General features: G+C 56.1%; 16 protein-coding genes, 2 tRNA genes and 1 pseudogene. 7 read left to right on the top strand and 12 right to left on the bottom strand.

Features of this window, described 5'->3' with window-relative positions; translation table 11 throughout:
• Positions 1 to 72 precede the first annotated feature (72 nt).
• From CWM61_RS04465 to CWM61_RS04500, 8 genes are all read right to left on the bottom strand, one after another.
• On the bottom strand, positions 73 to 1,563 hold the full coding sequence (locus CWM61_RS04465) for a cysteine desulfurase (protein WP_100630765.1): 1,491 nt from the start codon (positions 1,561 to 1,563) through the stop codon (positions 73 to 75).
• Entirely contained in the window at positions 1,550 to 2,494 is a 945-nt protein-coding gene (locus CWM61_RS04470; protein WP_074385369.1) for a family 2A encapsulin nanocompartment shell protein, read from the bottom strand. The genes CWM61_RS04465 and CWM61_RS04470 overlap by 14 nt, the downstream gene beginning before the upstream one ends.
• Before the next feature lie 37 nt (positions 2,495 to 2,531).
• Positions 2,532 to 3,707, bottom strand: a complete 1,176-nt coding sequence (gene moeB / locus CWM61_RS04475) for a molybdopterin-synthase adenylyltransferase MoeB (protein ID WP_100630766.1) — start codon at positions 3,705 to 3,707, stop codon at positions 2,532 to 2,534.
• Positions 3,704 to 3,994, bottom strand: coding sequence for a MoaD/ThiS family protein (locus CWM61_RS04480; RefSeq protein WP_008804180.1), 291 nt, complete (start codon positions 3,992 to 3,994; stop codon positions 3,704 to 3,706). Before CWM61_RS04480 ends, moeB begins: the two co-directional genes overlap by 4 nt.
• A gap of 59 nt (positions 3,995 to 4,053) precedes the next feature.
• Complete coding sequence (locus CWM61_RS04485; protein ID WP_100630767.1) at positions 4,054 to 4,482, bottom strand: Mov34/MPN/PAD-1 family protein; 429 nt, start codon at positions 4,480 to 4,482, stop codon at positions 4,054 to 4,056.
• Positions 4,475 to 5,380 carry a PLP-dependent cysteine synthase family protein gene (locus CWM61_RS04490; RefSeq protein ID WP_074385418.1) on the bottom strand — a complete coding sequence of 302 codons (906 nt, stop codon included), beginning with the start codon at positions 5,378 to 5,380 and terminating at the stop codon, positions 4,475 to 4,477. The genes CWM61_RS04485 and CWM61_RS04490 overlap by 8 nt, the downstream gene beginning before the upstream one ends.
• Before the next feature lie 64 nt (positions 5,381 to 5,444).
• Positions 5,445 to 6,374, bottom strand: coding sequence for a serine O-acetyltransferase EpsC (epsC, locus tag CWM61_RS04495; protein WP_008804177.1), 930 nt, complete (start codon positions 6,372 to 6,374; stop codon positions 5,445 to 5,447).
• Positions 6,375 to 6,829: 455 nt separating this feature from the next.
• Positions 6,830 to 8,464 carry a Na+/H+ antiporter gene (locus tag CWM61_RS04500; RefSeq protein ID WP_061153985.1) on the bottom strand — a complete coding sequence of 545 codons (1,635 nt, stop codon included), beginning with the start codon at positions 8,462 to 8,464 and terminating at the stop codon, positions 6,830 to 6,832.
• Positions 8,465 to 9,026: 562 nt separating this feature from the next.
• Here CWM61_RS04500 and CWM61_RS04505 point away from each other — a divergent pair.
• The 3 genes and pseudogenes from CWM61_RS04505 (at position 9,027) to CWM61_RS04515 (ending at position 11,756) form a co-directional block, all read left to right on the top strand.
• Positions 9,027 to 9,807, top strand: a pseudogene (locus CWM61_RS04505) (TetR family transcriptional regulator C-terminal domain-containing protein).
• Complete coding sequence (locus CWM61_RS04510; RefSeq protein ID WP_100630769.1) at positions 9,728 to 10,705, top strand: MDR family oxidoreductase; 978 nt, start codon at positions 9,728 to 9,730, stop codon at positions 10,703 to 10,705. Before CWM61_RS04505 ends, CWM61_RS04510 begins: the two are co-directional and overlap by 80 nt.
• 118 nt (positions 10,706 to 10,823) lie before the next feature.
• The gene (locus CWM61_RS04515; RefSeq protein ID WP_012967638.1) at positions 10,824 to 11,756 is read left to right on the top strand and encodes a nucleoside recognition domain-containing protein; all 933 of its coding nucleotides are present in this window, start codon (positions 10,824 to 10,826) and stop codon (positions 11,754 to 11,756) included.
• Here CWM61_RS04515 and CWM61_RS04520 read toward each other — a convergent pair.
• Entirely contained in the window at positions 11,667 to 13,289 is a 1,623-nt protein-coding gene (locus tag CWM61_RS04520; RefSeq protein ID WP_100630770.1) for an alpha/beta hydrolase, read from the bottom strand. The genes CWM61_RS04515 and CWM61_RS04520 overlap by 90 nt on opposite strands.
• A 270-nt stretch (positions 13,290 to 13,559) precedes the next feature.
• On the opposite strand from CWM61_RS04520, the gene pmrD reads away from it, so the two are divergent.
• Both pmrD and CWM61_RS04530 read left to right on the top strand, forming a co-directional pair.
• Positions 13,560 to 13,805, top strand: coding sequence for a signal transduction protein PmrD (pmrD, locus tag CWM61_RS04525; RefSeq protein WP_074385364.1), 246 nt, complete (start codon positions 13,560 to 13,562; stop codon positions 13,803 to 13,805).
• 130 nt (positions 13,806 to 13,935) lie between these two features.
• Positions 13,936 to 15,390 (top strand): AMP nucleosidase, encoded by a 1,455-nt coding sequence (locus tag CWM61_RS04530; protein WP_061153980.1) that lies wholly within the window; start codon positions 13,936 to 13,938, stop codon positions 15,388 to 15,390.
• Positions 15,391 to 15,557: 167 nt separating this feature from the next.
• Here CWM61_RS04530 and CWM61_RS04535 read toward each other — a convergent pair.
• The 3 genes from CWM61_RS04535 to CWM61_RS30090 all read right to left on the bottom strand — a co-directional run bounded on the left by CWM61_RS04535 (position 15,558) and on the right by CWM61_RS30090 (position 17,386).
• Positions 15,558 to 15,633: transfer RNA gene (locus CWM61_RS04535), tRNA-Asn, on the bottom strand.
• Positions 15,634 to 15,761: 128 nt separating this feature from the next.
• On the bottom strand, positions 15,762 to 17,198 hold the full coding sequence (locus tag CWM61_RS04540) for an EmmdR/YeeO family multidrug/toxin efflux MATE transporter (RefSeq protein WP_165784170.1): 1,437 nt from the start codon (positions 17,196 to 17,198) through the stop codon (positions 15,762 to 15,764).
• An 8-nt stretch (positions 17,199 to 17,206) separates the two neighbouring features.
• Positions 17,207 to 17,386: a DUF5951 family protein gene (locus CWM61_RS30090; RefSeq protein ID WP_219163281.1), complete on the bottom strand. Its 180-nt coding sequence runs from the start codon at positions 17,384 to 17,386 to the stop codon at positions 17,207 to 17,209.
• Positions 17,387 to 17,391: 5 nt separating this feature from the next.
• Between CWM61_RS30090 and CWM61_RS04545 the strand changes: the two genes are divergently transcribed.
• Together CWM61_RS04545 and CWM61_RS04550 are read left to right on the top strand one after the other, a co-directional pair.
• Positions 17,392 to 17,467 (top strand) — tRNA-Asn (locus CWM61_RS04545).
• 161 nt (positions 17,468 to 17,628) lie between these two features.
• On the top strand, positions 17,629 to 18,903 hold the full coding sequence (locus CWM61_RS04550; protein ID WP_100630771.1) for a tyrosine-type recombinase/integrase: 1,275 nt from the start codon (positions 17,629 to 17,631) through the stop codon (positions 18,901 to 18,903).
• The last annotated feature ends 658 nt before the right edge of the window (positions 18,904 to 19,561 follow it).

Consider the following 19,561-nt stretch of genomic DNA (forward strand, 5'->3'; position numbering starts at 1 on the left):
ATTTAAAAAAGCCTGCTTTCGAGCAGGCTTTTTGCTTTTCGGTTTTCATGCGGCCTTACGCGGGTTGCGGCGTCATTGCCGCGCGGCAAATCGGGCAACCTGTTCGGCGAGAAAATCAATTTCCTGCGGCGTGTTATAAAAAGCCAGCGAAGGCCGGACGGTACTCTCATAGCCCAAACGACGCAGGATCGGTTGCGCACAGTGATGCCCGGACCGCACAGCGATGCCAACCTGACTGAGATAGCGCCCCACGGCTTCATTTTCATGCCCCGCCAGCACAAAAGACAAGACGCTGGTTTTGTTCGCCGCGGTGCCGACCAGCGTCAGGCCCGGAATAGCCGACAGCTTCGCAATCCCATACTCCAGTAAGGCATGCTCATACTGCGCAATATTTTCAATCCCCAGTGAGGTCACATAGTCGATGGCCGCCCCCAGACCGACGGCATCGGCAATATTGCCCGTTCCCGCTTCAAACTTATTCGGCGAAGGCTGATAGCGCGTCAGTTCAAAGGTCACGTCGGCAATCATGTTCCCGCCACCCTGGTACGGGCGCGCCTCTTCCAGCACCTCCTGCTTGCCATAGACGACGCCGATCCCGGTAGGTCCAAAAATTTTATGCCCGGAGAAGACGAAGAAATCGGCATCCAGCGCCGTGACGTTGGTCGGAATATGCGAGATAGACTGCGCGCCGTCGATGGCGATACGCACGCCAAAACGATGGGCGATCTGCACCAGTTCCTGAACCGGCGTCACGGTCCCCAGGGCGTTGGAAACGTGAGTGGCGGACACAAAACGGGTTTTATCGTTGAATAACCGAATATACTCCTCGACGATCAGCTGTCCGTGCTCATCAACCGGCGCAACGCGGATCGTCGCACCCGTCTCCTGCGCAATAAGTTGCCACGGGACAATGTTGGCGTGATGCTCAAGCTGCGTGAGAATAATTTCATCCCCAGGGCGTAGCAGCGGCTTCACGTAGCTGTGCGCGATAAGGTTGAGTCCCTCCGTGGTGCCGCGCACGAAGATGATATTCTCCGGGCCGCGGGCGCCAATAAAGCGCGATACTTTCTCCCGTGCGGCTTCATAAGCATCGGTGGAACGGGCGGCAAGCGTATGCGCCGCCCGATGAACGTTCGAGTTCTCGTGCAAATAATAATGGCTGATGCGATCGATAACCTGCTTCGGGCGCTGGGTCGTCGCGGCATTATCCAGCCACACCAGCGGATGCCCCTCCACCTGTTCGGCGAGGATCGGAAAATCCGCACGGATCCGCTCAACCGGGATCTGCCCAACCCGCGCCGCTGGCGCAGGCCGGGAGCCGAAAGCAGGCAATGACGCAAACCCGCGAGGGGCGATATCCGCCCTGCTCTCCTGGCCCAGTGGCACCACCCGCGGCGCGTAGGCCGCCTCCACTCCGCGCGGACGGGCGGGCGTATCGCCTAACAATCCTTGCAGATCCCGCGCGTCGGGCAGGCCATAATCGCGTGCAGAGGGGGCGTCACCCACCTCGCCGGGCCATCCGCCTGGCGCATAGGGAAGCGTGAATAAATTACTCGTAGTCATAATATTCACCCACTTCAACATCTTCCAGCACGGCAATGGCGTCATCGGCCAGGATCGCGGCGGAGCAATAAAGTGAGAGTAAATAAGAGGCCACGCCGTTGTCATCGATCCCGCGGAAGCGCACCGACAGCCCGCGAGACTGCTCGTTTGGTAGCCCTTCCTGATAAAGTCCCAGCACGCCGCGTTTATTTTCCCCGGAGCGAATCAGCAGAATATTAGTTTTCCCGCCCTGGCTTTTTGGGTTCTTCAGTCCGTCGACAAACAGTTTATCGGAAGGGATCAGCGGAATACCGCGCCACAGAATAAAAGTCCCGCCATGCAGGTTCACCGTGACCGGCGGCACACCGCGGCGCGTGGCCTCACGCTGAAAGGCGGCAATGGCCCGCGGATGGGCGAGGAAGAAGGAAGGCTCTTTCCACACTTTTGACAACAACTCATCCAGATCATCCGGCGTCGGGCGGCCGTTGCGGGTCTGAATGCGCTGCGAGTCATCAATATTTTTCAGCAGTCCATATTCATCATTATTAATAAGCTGGCTTTCCTGGCGTTCACGCAGGCTTTCGATCGCCAGCGCAATTTGCTCTGACGCCTGGTCATAGGGCGAACTGTAGAGATCGGCAATTTTGGTATCAACGTTAATAATGGTCGAGATCGAATCCAGCTGATATTCGCGCGGTGTGGTCTGATACTCAATATAGCCCTGTGGTATCTCTACGCGTGAAGGGTCCTGGCTGCATAATACGTCCAGCGGCGTCTCCCCCTCCACGACCTTGTTGACGCGATAAATGCCCGACTCCAGCCCTTTATAATCGAGAAAACGACTGACCCAGCGCGGAGTAATTGCCGCAAATTGCGGCGCCGTTTTGGTCACATTCGCTAACTGATACGCGGCTTCACGCCCCAGTGCATTAATGCTTTTTTGTTCTGCCATGATAAGTCCTTAGTGTTTGAAAGAGTGGAGCTGAAGGTTAGTACTGCGGTAAACGGGTATCGACATCCCGCGCCCAGGCGTTTAGGCCATCTTTTAAATTCATCACGCGCCCCTGATAACCTGCGCGCTGGAGTGCCCGAATGGCGAAAATACTGCGCTGCCCTATCTTGCACAGAAACACCGCATCGACCGTCGGATCGAATTCATCGATACGTCTGACTATCTGGCCCAGCGGCATCACTTTGGCCTGCGGAAATTTTGCGATCGCTCTTTCGTGGGGCTCACGAATGTCGATCAGTTGCAGGGGTTTTCCCTCCTCTATCCACGCATGAAGCTCAAGCGCCGTGACGCTTTCAATGGGTGCTTCTGATTCATCAGGTTTCAGCCCGCAAAACTCCTCATAGTCGATGAGCGCATGGATCGACGGATGCTCACCGCAGACCGGGCAGCCGGGGTCCCTCTCCAGCCGCAGTTCACGTTGCTTCATCTGCCACACATCAAAGAGCAGCAGACGGCCGATCAGGCTCTCGCTGCCGCCGACGATAAGCTTGATGGCTTCCGCGGCCTGAATCGTGCCAATAATTCCCGGCAACACACCGACCACACCGCCTTCCGCGCAGGAGGGCACCAGACCCGGCGGCGGTGGCTCGGGATAAAGGCAGCGGTAGCAGGGTCCTTGCCCGGCATAAAAGACGCTAGCCTGTCCTTCAAACTGGAAGATGGAGCCGTAGACCAGCGGCTTACCCAGTAACACGCAGGCATCGTTGATCAGATACCGGGTGGGATAATTGTCCGTGCCGTCGACCACCAGGTCGTATTCGCGGATGATCTCGAGCGCGTTTTTACTGCTCAGGGTGGCGTTATAGGTTTCCACCTGAATCTCGGGGTTGATTGCTTTAATCTTGTCTTTCGCCGAAGCGACTTTGGGCCGGTTAATATCTTTGGTGCTGTGAATAATCTGCCTTTGCAGGTTGGAGATATCGACAAAATCAAAGTCGACAATCCCCAGCTTACCGACACCCGCCGCGGCCAGATAAAGCGCCACTGGCGCCCCCAACCCGCCGGTGCCAATAAGCAACACGCGGGCGGCCTTCAGACGCTTTTGCCCCTCAAGCCCGACTTCCGGCAGCAGCAAGTGGCGGCTGTAACGGGCAATTTCAGCATGCGTCAGTTCCGTCAGACGGTCGTCCGGGATAATACTCGGTCTACTCATATCGCCTTCCCGACGCCACCGGCAATGGCGGGAACCAGCAGCACTTCCGCCCCATCGCTAACCGGTGTCTCCAGCCCACCGGTAGTTTTAATATTGTGTTCTCCCACATACAGATTGATAAAGCTGCGCAACGCGCCTGCGTCGTCATACAGATGCGGCTGAATGTCCGGATATCGCGCCGCCAGCGCCGCGACCAGTTGCCCAACGGTGTGACCTTCGAGGGTCACCTTCCCCTGACCGTCGGTGAACGCGCGTAGCGCAGTGGGGATCAGTAATGTCGATGCCATAGTGATAATCTCTCCGTGTTTTGCTCTGGTTTCCGGCAACGTTGTGCCTGTTATTCACGTCATGAAACGATGTGCACTTCCTCCTGCAAAAAGCGCAGACGGTCCTGCGTGAGCCGCCAGCTGGTCAGCGCCCCCGCCTGCCGCTGCGCGACCGCCACGATGATGTAGGCGTAAAACGGCAGCGCATGTTCACGGTCAAATTCCGATGGAATGGCCGGATGATCGGGGTGCGAATGGTAATAGCCGATGACATCCACACCGTCCGCCAGCGCAGCACGCTCCGCCCGCAAGGCGTCGTCGGCAGTGATAACAAAGCGGTGGTACTGCTCTTCCGATTCCCGCGCGTTGACGATGGGGAAAATAGCCGTCACGCGGCCATCGCCCTGCGCAGATAAATGGCCAAAAAGCGCACCACAGCATTCATTGGGATAGGTCTTTTCCCCTTCAGCGCCAATCTGTCTGGCGATTTCGCGAGTCAATTCAATCATGAGTTTCATTCCAGAAAGGGTCGGTCAAATAGCGGGAGCCCACATCGCACAGCAGCGTGACCACCACCGAACCAGCCGGCAGCGTGCGGGCCAGCCGTGCGGCGGCGGCAACATTGGCGCCAGATGAAATACCGACAAAAATGCCGTCCCGCCGGGCGAGGCGTCGCGCGCTCGCATAGGCCTCCTCGGTGGTGACGGAAATCACATCATCAAACAGGGTTTCGTCGAGAATGCCGGGTTTAATGCTGCTGCCCATATGCTTAGTCCCTTCAATGCCATGGAATGGCGAAGCGGGCTGCACGGCGAGGGTTTTCACCCGCGGATCCTCGAATTTCAGCCGTCGGGCGGTGCCGACAAAACTGCCTGACGTACCCATCCCGGCGACAAAATGGGTGACTTGCTTTCCGCTCTGCTCCCAGATCTCTTTCCCGGTGGTCGCGAAATGCGTTTGCGGATTAACGGGATTGTTATACTGGTCGGGATAAAAATAGCGCTCCGGGTGTGCGGCGACCTGGGCCTGAACTTCAAGAAAAGCGCCATCGGAACCTTCAAGCGGATCAGTCTCCACAATCGTGGCGCCATACTGACGAATTATTTTTTTACGCTCCGGACTGGTATTCTGCGGGAGATACAGCCGAACGTGATACCCCAGCGCGGCGCCGATCATCGCGTAAGCAATTCCGGTATTACCGCTGGTCGCATCAATAATAGTTTTATCCGGCGTCAATAATCCCCGCGCAATACCGTCCAGTACCATCGCTTTTGCCGCGCGGTCTTTCACCGAGCCGCTGGGATTCATAAATTCAGCTTTCGCCAGCAGTGTGACACCCGATAATTCTGCAGTAAAAGAGGGCAAGGCTATTAAAGGCGTCGCGCCAATCGTTTCAAGTAAATTCATAATAATGATCACGCTGCTATTTTAGTGGTACGGGAACGGTAGGTTTCTTTTATTCTTGTAATGATTAAATACCGTCGCCGTCGCTGAAATGCCTCTGCTGAATTCGCGCCTGTTGGACATTACTGTCCGGTGGCACATCACGGGTTAGCCAGATATTTCCTCCGATGCTAGAGCGCGCCCCGATGGTAATTCTCCCAAGTATTGTCGCACCGGCATAAATCACAACGTCATCTTCAATAATAGGATGGCGAGGATAATTTTTTTGCAATTGTCCATCCTCACCGACGAGAAAACGTTTGGCTCCCAGGGTGACGGCTTGATAAATACGCACTCGTTTACCGACGATGGCGGTTTCACCAATGACCACGCCGGTTCCGTGATCGATAAAGAACCCATCATCAATCTGCGCACCGGGATGAATATCGATACCGGTCTGGCTATGCGCCTTTTCGGTGATGATGCGCGCCAGCAGCGGAAGGTCGAGCTGATGCAGTTCATGGGCCAGCCGATAGTGCATCACCGCATGAATTCCCGGGTAGCACAGCAGCACATCATCCATGCTGCGCGCGGAGGGATCGCCCTGATAAGCGGCGAGGATATCACCGTCAAGACGCTGACGAATCACCGGTAAACGGTTGGCAAACTGCTGAACGCGTCTGACCGCCTCCTGCAACAGGACCTCATTTTCCGCCTGCTCATCCGACTGATAATAGAGTTCCAGAAGCGCTTCTTCGGTGAGTCTGTCCAGCGCCGTGCCGAGCAAATGGCCGACGTAATAATCTTCCCCCTCTTTGCGTAAGTCCACGTCGCCTAAGCGCATCGGATAAAGCACTTTTATCAATGTATCCGCGACGGAATTAACGCTTTCCCGGGAAGGTAAACTCCGTTTATTACGATAATTATTCTTCGCGTGCTCATCGCGCCACGCCTGGCGAACGCGACGCAATTCATTGACGACATTATTTAAATGCCAGTTATTTTCTCTTTTCGGCAAGAGATACAATTCACCCGCTTCCGGCATAATAATATCCTTCATCAAAGCACTTCGATAAAATTCTTTTTGGCGTTACCTCACTTTTATGCATTACCCACATTAAAAACAAATAACCTTATTGACTTTCAATAGCTGAAAAGAATAAATAGTTAAAAATCAAGGCATTCTCTCCCCCTCACCTCACTCAGTCGTGACATCGCGTCCCGCCTGGTCAAGCATTGTAGGCGTCAAACCCCAGTGAGATGGGGAAAAGCAGGTTCCTTGCAATAAGTAGAGCCAGAGGTTTGCTTTCAGAGCAACTCGCCCCATCTACCACTATTCGCCAGTCCAGGCCGCCAACATAAAAAAAGCCTGCTTTTCCAGCAGGCTTTGTTTTATACAGCGGCAGAACACCTCTTCCGGAAGGCGAACCAGCCCCTTTCAGCGCTTACGCCCCGACCCACCGGCCATGTTTGTTAGCGCAAGCTTTCTTCCTTGAGGTCTATCTCCCGCAGCACTTCATAAAAGGTCGTATCACTGATGTTATGGGCGCGCCGCAGTCGGAACAGCTCCTGGCGCTGGGCGATAATGACCTCTCTTTGCATATACTTCTCCAGCCTGGCGCGCTTCGCCAGCTCCAGCCCGACGTCCTGCTCCTCGTCACTGTCGTTATAGTGCAGCCGCCGCTGGTACGTTTCCAGCAGCATATTGCCCGCATCGACCCGCAAAGCCTGCTCATTCGGATCGTCCACCGGCTCGTCCAGCAGCGCATTCAGGCGGTTAATCGCCACTTCGGTCATCACCGCACCGATATTGTCCTTCCCGGTGTCATGGGGTAAATCATCGGCAAGATACTGGGTCATGTACGGCAGGCCGACAGCCGCCACGATGAGCGACATCAGGATCACCGCCATTGAGAGAAAGATCAGCAGTTCCCGCCCCGGAAACGGCGAGCCATCCGCCAGCATCACCGGTAACGTCAGGATACCGGCCAGGGTGACGGAACCTTTTACTCCCGCCAGCGCCATGACGGCCATGATGCTGAATCGCGGACGAATAGTGATAGCCTTGCCCCGGCGCTTACGGCGGAAAATCGTCAGGGTCATCGACAGCCATACCCAGGCAAAGCGCATCAGGCCAAGCGCCAGCGTGATGGCCACCGCGTACAGCAGCAGATACCAGGGAGACGAGACGCCGGCCTGACTGGCCACCGCAGGAAGCGTCTTCAGCATGCGCGGCAGCTGCTCGCCCAGCATGAGAAAAATCATGCCGTTGAGGGTCGTCTGCAGCATGGTCCACACCGCGCTGCTTTTCATACGCGTCGCCGGTAGTCGGGGACCCGACAGCTGCTCATAGTGCATCGCAATGCCGGCGGCCACCGCAGCAAGAATGCCTGAGACATGGAACGCCTCGGCCAGCAGGTAGGCGGCAAAGGGGATAAGCAGGCTTATCAGGATCTGAATTGCCGGCTCCTCGCGGGTGCGGCGCACGAGAAAGTTGTTGCACTTGCCGGTGACCCACACCACCACGAGGCCACTAAGGATCCCCCCAAACGCCATCAGGAAAAACTTCACCACCGCGTCTCCCGGGGAGAAGCTGCCGGTCAGCACCGCGGCGATGGCGAAGTTAAAGGCGACAAGGCCTGAAGCATCGTTTAACAGCGACTCCCCTTCGAGAATATGCGCCATCCTTGAGGGAAGCGGCGAGCTGGCGGTCATTGCCGATACCGCCACCGGATCGGTGGGTGACAGAATAGCCGCGAGGGCGAACCCCGCGGCCACGGTGATAGCCGGGATCAGCCAGTGAATAAACAGGCCAATGCCGAGGATCGTCACCATCACCAGGCCTATCGCCAGCGACAGAATCGGCTTCATGTCCCTGAAAAAGGCGTCTTTGGGGATCCGCCAGCCGTCGAGGAAAAGCAGCGGCGGGATAAACAGCAGCAAAAAGATATGCGGATCGAAATCGACCTGAAATCCGCCGGCGGCCAGCGCGGCGCCTGCGGCGATCTGGATCAGCGGCAGCGGCACCTTAACGGGCAGAAGATGAGACACGAACACGGTCACGACGATGGCCATCATAAAGACCAACACAATAGTAATTAGCGACATTCGCCCCCTCCTCTGACGGCAATACTCATTCTGTACATCACGCTTTTATTCCTTTCCTTGCAGGTGTTGTTTCATCGCCGGTTTATTGCTTCAGACGCCGATAATAGAGGTCAGCAATCTCGGTATGATGGCGATGTTATTTAAACTACGGTGGCGCCTCATGCCGAACCAGGGGTGACAATGTGTTTTATCGTACCGCCTTTGTCAATCCGCCATCGTCTGCAAATAATTGACAATCCGCGTCTGCGGCAGCGTAATGAAGGCATCTCTGGCGCTTGTCTATGCCATCTCATCGTGATCACGGATCAATATATTCTTTATATTATTAGTTCTTCTTATCGTATTTCGAATACGGATATTACCAGGCAACCTAATAGAATTCGCAGAGTAATATTTCTCTGCCGAAAACAACGGTGATAACCGTACAGTGCCAGAAAATGCTCATGCCAGGCCACTTTCCTGACCCAGGTTGTTCGACATCCCTCTCCTCCGCCACGCTGCGCTTGCCCCATCCCGGGTTTGGGCGTACCCTGACCGACAATTAAACCACACGGTCTAAATGATGAATCCCGATACCTCCGCCGTCCTGAAGCCCCGCCGCGGCCGTCCACCCAAGGTCGATCGCCAGTTTGACGATACGCGCCAGGCGCTGATTCGCTCAGGCTTGGAAGTGCTGACCGAAACGGGCTATCTCGCGGCAGGTATCGAGGCCGTTATCAGGAATATCGATGTGCCCAAGGGATCGTTTTATCACTGCTTTAAAAGCAAAGAGGCCTTTGGCCTGGCCGTGCTTAGCGCCTATGGCGACTTTTTTGCGCATAAATTAGATAAATTCCTGCTGGACGACGCCGTGCCGCCGCTGGAACGGATGGCGGCTTTTGTGCGTCATGCCGGCAAGGGGATGGAGAAATACCAGTTTCGCCGCGGCTGCCTGGTGGGCAACCTGCTGCAGGAGGCCCCGCTGTTACCCGACACCTTTCCCGGGCGATTAAAAGCGATCCTGACGGCATGGGAGTCGCGCGTGGCCCGCTGCCTGCACGAGGCGCAGGCTGCCGGAGGGATCGCCCGCGACGCCTCACCGGACGCGCTGGCCCAGGTGTTCTGGATCGGCTGGGAAGGCGCGGTGATGCGCGCCAGGCTGTGCCAGTCCGCCGCACCGCTTCACCAGTACTGGGAATTTTTTGCGCACAGTATGACAACAAAAACACCTGCACAGGACGGCGTTAGCGCCGATAACCCCCTTCCGACGAGGAATACTCTGTCATGAAAGCATTAGTTCTGGACCAGATCGACAACCGCACCGTCGCCGCCGTCAAAGCGATCGACCTGCCCGCCCTTGCTGAAGGCGACGTTCGGGTCGCTATCGACTGGTCGAGTCTCAACTATAAAGATGCCCTGGCGATCACCGGCAAAGGCAAAATCATCCGTCAGTTCCCGATGGTGCCTGGCATCGATTTTGCGGGACGGGTGAGTGAAAGCCGCGATCCGCGCTTTGTTCCCGGTCAGTCCGTGATCCTCACCGGCTGGGGCGTAGGCGAAAATCACTGGGGTGGCCTGGCCACCGAAGCCTGCATCAAAGGCGACTGGCTGGTTGCCCAGCCAGCGGCGCTCAGCGCGCGCCAGGCGATGATCATCGGCACCGCCGGCTTTACCGCAATGCTGTGCGTGGATGCCCTCATCAGTGCGGGCGTCACTCCGGAAAGCGGGGATATCCTGGTCACCGGCGCCAGCGGCGGGGTCGGCACCACCGCCGTGGTGTTGCTGAAAGCGCTGGGCTACCGGGTGACGGCGGTATCGGGCCGGGAATCGACGCACGATTACCTGCGTCAGCTGGGCGCCGATGCGATCCTGCCGCGCAGCGACTTCGCGGAGACCCGTCCGCTGGAGAAACAGCTGTGGGCGGGCGCGGTGGATACCGTTGGCGGCACGATGCTGGCCAAAGTGCTGGCGCAGACGCAATACCGCGGCTGCGTCGCCGCCTGCGGTCTGGCCGGGGGCTTCGATCTACCGACCACCGTGATGCCGTTTATTCTGCGCAACGTGCGCCTGCAGGGGGTGGACTCGGTGATGGTGCCGACCGCTGAACGCGACGCCGTCTGGCAGCGTCTGGCCCAGCTCCTGCCGGAAAGCTACTACCAGCAGGCGGCCACCGAAATCACGCTGGAGCAGGCGCCAGCGTATGCCGCAGATTTTCTCAGCAACACGATTCACGGCCGGACGCTGGTCAATATCGGCCAGTAATCCTCTTCTCCCGGCGCCCGTGGGGCGCCGGACTTCGAGAGGATCAAGGCATATCATTTCCTTCCCCACGGGATTATGATGACGCGAACCGATGCCTTTGCGAGTGGTAAAAAAGTAAATGGATGTCATAAGCATCATTATGGCGGCGGGTAAATCATCCGTTGACGTTGCACTGTATACGCTGTTGCCGATTATGGTGATCATGCTGATCATCATGAAATATCTGGAGGTCCGCGGCATCCTCGATGTGATTGTTCGCTGGGTTGCCCCGCTGCTGAAGCCCTTCGGCTTAACCGGGATGAGCGCCTTCGCCCTGATCCAGATTAACTTTGTCAGCTTCGCCGCCCCGCTTGCGACGCTGTCGATTATGGACAAACGCGGCGTCTCGGACCGGCAAATGGCCGCCACGCTGGCCATGGTGTTCGCCATGGGGCAAGGCAACGTCTTTTATCCCCTCACCCCTTTTGGTCTGCACTGGCTGGCCTCGATCGTTATCTCGGTGATCGGCGGGCTGTGCGCGGCGGCCGTCGCCTGGCACGTCACCGGACGGCGCTTATCGGTCGCCGAGAATCCCCGCGCGGAAGCGTTACCTAACGCCGAGCAAAACAGCCAGGGCATTCTGGCGGTGATCAACAGCGCCGGCTCCGACGCCATCCGCCTGGCGCTCGGCGCAGTCCCGATGCTGATCTTGTCATTAACCATTGTCGGACTGCTGCAGGGCGCCGGGGCTATTGACCTGCTACAGCAGGCGCTGAAGCCGGTACTTGGCTGGCTGCATATCCCGCAGAACTTTGTTCTGCCGGCGCTGGTGAAGTGCGTCGCCGGGGGCACCGCCTACTTTGGCGTCATTTCTGAGCTGATCCAGCAGGGCAAAGTGACCGTCAGCCAGGTCAACGCCTCGGCAGGCCTGCTGATCCAGACCTTTGACCTCCCCGGTATCGGTATTTTTCTCGGCATCAGCTCACGGTTTGTCCGCCTGTTTCGCTTTGTCGTCCCCGCGGCGATCGTCGGCATCCTGCTGCGTACCGTTCTGCACCTGATCCTGTTTTAACGCCTCTGCTCTGGCCTGCGCTTTCAGGCAGGCCGTCACCGCCGCCTGCTCGCCGCAGGTGATGTGCTCATCGACGCGCGCCAGCATCCACGGAAAGAAAGGATTGGAGGTGACGCGCATTAACGTCTCCAGCCCCACGCTCAGCGTTCCGGTTTCCCCACGCAGTGAAATGGTGCCCAGGCTGATGCCGTAGCGGTTCTTCTCGTCCGGCTCGCGACCATACAGCGAGTCGCTCAGGGGAAACGGCACCGCCACATGCGACAGAGAGTACATATCCGCCGGCCAGGCGAGATGCAACGGATAACGATGCTCATCCCGCTCCTGCGCCAGCGTGGTACGGGCGATGGTCTGCAGCGTGTGCGCCGTCGCGTTGGTCACCACCGTGGTGGTATAGGCCCGCGGCGCCGGGGGCAGCAGCGTATTGACTGCCGCATAGAGCGCGGGACGAAACAGGACCCGGAGATCCGCCGCCTGGTTAATGTCGAACACCACCAGCTCGCTGCCGTTGTCCGGCAGGTAGCGGTACAGGGATTCCACCACCGCGCGGGTGCTGACCGTGGAATCCATCACCGACTGAAAGGTCAGGACCGGCGGCAGTGCTTTCAGCTCGCCCTGACGGGACGCGCGGATAATCTGCTGCTGCAGCGCCTGGCTCAATAACCAGGACTGTCTTGCCGCCTTGACCGGAAAGGAGTTGTACTTGAAGGGATTAAACTCAGGCGCCACGTTCAACCAGGCCGCGCGGGCGAACGCCGGGAAGATGGACGGCAGCCCGGCGAGGCCAGCGAAACGGGCAAACGCGGTCACGCCGATCATCGGCGACAGCAGAATAATCTGCTGCGGCTGGCGCAAGTGACTGTCCTCCAGGCTATCGAGAGCATACTTGAGCGCCAGCGCACCGCCGTTAGAGTAGCCGACCAGATGCAGCGGCACGTCCGCCCCGGCCAGGCGCGTCGCTTCGCGCACCGCCAGACGCGTCGCCGCCAGCCAGGTCTCCCAGTCCACCGCCGTTAATGCTCCCGGCGCGGTGCCGTGCCCCGGCAAACGCGGCACCACCGCCACATAACCCCGCTGCTGCCAGAGTTGCGCCAGATAGCGCACGCTGTAGGGCGAATCGGTCAGGCCATGGAGCAACACCACGCTGCCGCGCGGCTTGCCCTGCGGCAACAGCACAAAAGAACGATTCCAGTCCTGCTTAAACTGCCCCGGCCAGACCCGGCTGTGACGATAAAAGCGGTTGACCGGGGTTTTATCTTCTTCCGGCAAAGCCTCTGTCACCTCGCGCTGGAGATCGGCGAAAATCGTCTTCTCCCGCGCCAGATACTGGGCAAAGGTCGCCTGGTCGATCGCTTCGGCCGACATCTCATTGGCGCTCCAGGTATGCCAGCGATGCAGGGCCGGGCCACGCTGGGACTCATAGATCCGCCCGGCGAGAAAGACCACCAGCAGCACCAGTACCGCAATGATCCCTTTTTTTAGCAGTGAGCCAATCACGGCGCCCGACGTTCTCCAGTGGCGTAAAACATGCTTCATGACGCTCCCTCTTATATTTTTCGCGTAGCCGGACTCATCTGCCCTATTCCTGACAGGCTATTTTCACTGTCTGCTTCTCAGCATAGTCATCGGTTCCGGGAAATTAAACCCGGCAGATCATTCATGTTTGGCGAAAAAAAACCTACCGATGAGATCAACGTTCGGTCGCGTATTTTTAAACACTGTATAAACCAAGGGGATAATCTTATTGTCAGACCTTGAGGAAACATGAATTATCGGCAGGGACATAAACAGGACAGGAAGATATAGATGGAGTGGTGGGTAAAAAAAGTACGAAAAAATTCAATGACCAGCCCCTGCTGCGTCGTGCTGCAGAGCGGTGCGCTGGAGATGATTGCGGAAATTGAAGCCTGTCGCCTCCTCCTGCAGGAAGGCGATAAACTCACTCCGCTGGCCAATGCTCGTTATTGTCTGAATAATAACCCGGCGCAGACGTTGAAGATCCTCAAAGCCACCCATTATAGCAGTGAGCGCTGGGCCAACCTCGGCGGATAAAGAACACGCCAGGCCCTTAGCCAGTTATGGTCTCAGTATCTTCGCATCCAATATATAAATTCCCCTTCGTCCTTTTCGCGCTGTGACATACTATCGGGAATGTCAGCAGACCTGAAACAAGGAGCGAATAATGAATCACAAGGCCGCCAGTCTGACCCCGGAACAAGCGCTTGCCGAGCTGGAAGCGCGCTATGAAGCCTCGGTCACGGCGTTACGCAAGGCCATCGGCGACTATATCGACCATAATACGCTCCCTGATACCGAAGCCCGTGCGGAAGGCCTTTTTGTCTATCCGCAGCTGTCGGTCTCCTGGGACGGCGCCGACCATAAGGCCCTCAAAACGCGCGCCTGGGGGCGTTTTACCCATGCCGGTTGCTATACCACCACCATTACGAATCCGAAACTGTTCCGCAGCTATTTGCTGGAACAGCTGACCCTGCTGTATCAGGATTATGGCGCGCATATCAGCGTCGAGCTGTCGCAGCATGAGATCCCCTATCCTTATGTGATAGATGGCTCCACCCTGACCCTCGACCGCTCGATGAGCGCTGGTCTGACGCGCTATTTTCCCACCACCGAGCTGTCACAGATTGGCGATGAGACCGCGGATGGCCTGTTCCACCCTACCGAGTTCTATCCGCTGTCACACTTTGACGCCCGCCGCGTCGATTTTTCGCTGGCGCGTCTGCGACACTACACCGGCACGCCGGCGGAACACTTCCAGCCCTACGTGCTGTTCACCAACTATACCCGCTATGTGGATGAGTTCGTCAGCTGGGGCTGCAGCCAGATCCTCGATCCCGACAGCCCCTATATCGCCCTCTCCTGCGCCGGCGGGATCTGGATCACCGCGGAAACGGAAGCGCCTGAACAGGCTATTTCCGATCTGGCGTGGAAAAAGCATCAGATGCCGGCCTGGCATTTGATCACCCACGACGGCAAGGGGATCACGCTGATTAACATTGGCGTCGGCCCGGCCAACGCCAAAACCATTTGTGACCATCTGGCGGTACTGCGCCCCGATGTCTGGCTGATGATTGGCCACTGCGGCGGCCTGCGCGAAAGCCAGACTATCGGCGACTATGTGCTGGCCCACGCCTATCTGCGTGACGATCATGTGCTGGATGCGGTACTGCCGCCGGATATTCCGATCCCCAGCATTGCCGAAGTGCAGCGTGCGCTGTATGACGCCACCAAGCAGGTGAGCGGGATGCCCGGCGAGGAAGTGAAGCAGCGGCTGCGTACCGGAACGGTGGTGACCACCGACGACCGTAACTGGGAGCTGCGCTATTCTGCTTCGGCGCTGCGCTTTAATCTCAGCCGCGCGGTGGCTATCGATATGGAGAGCGCGACCATCGCCGCCCAGGGGTATCGCTTCCGCGTGCCCTACGGCACGCTGCTCTGCGTCTCGGACAAACCGCTGCACGGTGAAATCAAGCTACCGGGCCAGGCCAACCGCTTCTACGAGGGCGCCATCTCCGAGCATCTGCAGATAGGCATCCGGGCGATCGACCTGCTGCGCGCCGAGGGGGATCACATGCACTCGCGTAAGCTACGCACCTTCAACGAGCCGCCGTTCCGTTAACCGGTGATGCAGGGATAGAAAGGAAACACGCTGGCGTTCCCCGCAGGGGAATGTCAGTGCAAGGATGAGCGAAAAGAACGGCCCGGCGATGACTGTGGATCTTCGTCCACTGGGACGCGTGGTAGGCGGAAAGCAAAAAGCCTGCTCGAAAGCAGGCTTCTTAAATTTGGCTCCTCTGACTGGACTCGAACCAGTGACATACGGATTAACAGTCCGCCGTTCTACCGACTGAACTACAGAGGAATCGTGTGAACGGGGCGCATATTATCGATGACGCCCGGCGCTGTCAAAGCCTGTTTTCAATAAAATGAATCGTTTGCCGAATTATTCTTCACTTTGCGCAAAAAATGGCGTTCATCCCCGCAAACGGCTCAGGTTTCCTCCGACGTGGCCTTCACGCGCGGGTACTTCCACAGCCAGCGACCGCTCACCATGCGGAAGTAAAACAGTACGCCGCGCACCGCCCAGTCGAGCACCATCCCTAACCACACGCCAATCACGCCCATCCCCAGCACGATACCCAGCGTATAGCCCGCCACCACCCGGCAGCCCCACATCCCCAGCATCGACACCCACATGGTATAGCGTACGTCGCGGGCCCCCTTAAACGCGCAGGGTAAGGTCCACGACAGCGACCAGATGGGCATAAACAGGGCGTTGAGCCACAGCAACTGCTTCACCACCTCTTTCACGTCGTCTTCATGGGTATAGAACGAAGCAATAAGACCGGCGAACGGGGCGCTACCCCAGGCGATCAGCGTCAGAATGATTGTCGACAGCCAGAACACGTGCCAGGCCTGGAATTCAGCTTGACCAATCTGCCCTTTCCCCAGTCGCTTGCCGGTAATGATCGTTGAGGCGGAGCCGAGGGCGTTGCCCGGCAGGTTAATCAGCGAGGCCACTGAAAAAGCGATAAAGTTGCCGGCGATAACGTTGGTACCCATCCCGGCGACAAACATTTGGGTCAGCAGCTTGCCACCATTGAACAGGACCGATTCGATACTGGCCGGGATACCGATACCCATCACTTCCCAGATAATGGCGAAGTTAAAGGGCTTGAAGTAGCTCTTCAGCGACAACCGCAGCGCCGGATTGAGTCCCACCATCAGCACCCATATAGTCGCCACGGCGCCAATATAGCGGGCAATGGTCAGCCCAAGACCGGCGCCGACAAACCCCAGCCCCGGCCAGGAGAAGATGCCATAGATGAGCACGCTGCTGATTAAGATGTTGAGGATATTCATCCCGCCGTTGATCAGCAGCGGGATTTTGGTGGTTCCGGCGCCGCGCAGTGCACCGCTACCGATCAGCGCTATCGCCGCCGCCGGATAGCTCAGCGCCGTCAGCTCCAGATAGGTCAGCGCGAGCGCCTTGACCTGCGCAGTGGCGTCACCGGCAACAAAATCAATAATCTCCTGACCAAAGGCATGGATCACTCCCGCCAGTAAAATGGAAAACAGCGTCATAATGGCCAGCGACTGACGCGCGGCCGCTCTCGCCCGCCGCCGATCGCGCTTGCCAAGGCTAAAAGCCACCACCACCGTGGTACCAAGATCGATGGCGGCAAAGAACGACATGATCACCATGTTAAAGCTATCGGCCAGCCCCACCCCGGCCATGGCCTCTTTTCCCAGCCAGCTGACAAGGAAGGTGCTCAATACCCCCATCAACAGCACACAGGCATTTTCCAGCAAAATGGGGACAGCGAGAGGGCTGATTTCGCGCCAGTACAGCACACGATAACGCTGACGTTTTTTAAACCAGGATGTCCGTTCGACAGCCTGGCGTACGGCGGAGGTGACGTTCAAGAGAGACCTTAGTGAGAGATGTTGAAACAACATTTCAAATGATGATTGAGAAATGGATATCCTGCAAAGTATTTTTCCTGAATAATTGTCGGAAATGACAACAAATTGTTGATGGAAGCGGCAGTTGCACCTGAACAGGCGAATTGATGTTTGACAAAAGATTTTTCGCCGCTAAGATACGACTCCACACGATTCCTCTGTAGTTCAGTCGGTAGAACGGCGGACTGTTAATCCGTATGTCACTGGTTCGAGTCCAGTCAGAGGAGCCAAATTCTTGTTTTCATGCCGCTTTGCGAATCCCTATGTGATTCAGATTCAATAAGTTAGCGTGGAAAGTCTTCCCGATGCATTTTCAGTTTACTCTCCGCATCGGGAGAATTTGGTGGTCAGATTTGGGGTCAAGTTGGTTCGATGACGGAGTGACCCCCAAATGTCTCTTAACGACTCAAAAATCCGCAATTTAAAACCATCCGAAAAACCCTTCAAAGTCTCCGACTCTCATGGTCTGTATCTGCTGGTTAATCCAGGCGGTTCACGTCTCTGGTATCTCAAATACCGTATCAATAGAAAAGAATCCCGCCTCAGCCTAGGTTCATATCCAGACGTATCTTTAGCCGACGCTCGTCAACAGCGTGACGGTATCCGCAAGTTGCTGGCGCAGAATATCAACCCCGCACAACAGCGCTCTGCTGAAAGAACCACTTCCTCACCAGAAAAAACCTTTAAGCATGTGGCACTCGAGTGGCATAAAAGCAATCGAACATGGTCAGAGAACCACGCCGCCCGTCTGCTCGCCAGCATGAATAACCATATCTTCCCAATTATTGGGCATTTACCTGTCTCTGAACTAAAACCGCGCCACTTCATTTATCTGCTGAAAGGGATTGAGAAAAAAGGTCTGCTGGAAGTGGCGGCACGCACTCGACAGCATATGTGCAACATCATGCGTCATGCCGTGCATCAGGAGCTGATAGATAACAATCCGGCGGCAAATCTGGAAGGTATCATCGCCCCTCCCGTTAAACGACACTACCCTGCCCTTCCACTGGAGCGACTATCGGAGCTGTTGACTCGCATAGAGGACTATCAGCAAGGACGAGAATTAACCCGCCTCGCGGTATCACTCACCCTGCACCTGTTCATCCGTTCCAGCGAACTGCGTTTCGCCCGTTGGTCTGAGATCGATTTCAGAAACAAAATCTGGACCATTCCTGCCACTCGCGAGGCAATCCCCGGTGTCCGCTATTCCGGGCGTGGAGCGAAAATGCGCACACCGCATATCGTTCCTCTCTCCAGCCAGTCCATTACTATTCTAAAACAGATACGGGAAATATCCGGGCATCAGGAGCTAGTATTTCCGGGTGATCATAATCCGTATAAGCCCATGTGCGAAAACACGGTCAACAAGGCACTACGGCTGATGGGCTATGACACAAAAGATGAAATTTGCGGCCACGGATTCCGTGTAATGGCCTGTAGTGCACTGATGGAATCTGGACTATGGGCGCAGGATGCCGTTGAACGGCAGATGAGCCATCAAGAACGCAATAGCGTGCGGGCAGCATACATTCATAAAGCAGAGCATCTAGAAGCACGTAAAGGTATGATGCAGTGGTGGGCCAATTATCTGGACATGTGCAGGGTTGAATTCCTGCCACCTTATCTCCTGTCAATGAAAGGTACAATGTCTGATAGAAAATCATAAACAGAATTAGTAAAGAGTAAAGAAAGTAAATAGGCAGAACGCTTGTCAAAGCTCTGTCTATCCTGATTAGTGCAATGTGTATTTAATCTGCACAGGTTAGCTCTGGACAATAAATACCCGAATCTGCATTTCAGCTTACGGTACCTATTTGCGAATTAGTGGAATGTAATGATTTTTGTTCAGCCATCAAGCAATGCCTTCGATCTAATTCGACTAGGTGTAGAAAGATAACGCATTTTGATAACTCCAAAAACACTCTACGCGCTACCTTCGCTGGTGAAAAAAAACATGAAGCTCTAAAGCTGGCTTAAACATCCGGCCTGAGATGGGATACACTGAATCTTCACAAAGTTAAGTGACAGCCCCACAAGTTAGCCTTTAGAAACAAGTGTAAACAACACAATAACCTTACCAATATATATCGTAATTAGATCCAAATTCATTATTTTTAATAACCAGTCTTTTTGACTGGAAATTAAAAATTTATTTCCGTTCAAAAAACCAATGATCCCAAGCTAAAGAATACATGCCAAAAACCTCTAATAAGGATTAGGCTACCGACATGATCACTCGTGATATCAATCAGACATAGATCGATGATCCCCCTTTATATCTGCCCATAGCCATTTCTGACATTTTATGGCTTTCTTCACGCTCT

It is taken from the genome of Klebsiella sp. K-Nf6 (assembly GCF_002806655.1).
Lineage (GTDB): Bacteria > Pseudomonadota > Gammaproteobacteria > Enterobacterales > Enterobacteriaceae > Klebsiella > Klebsiella variicola.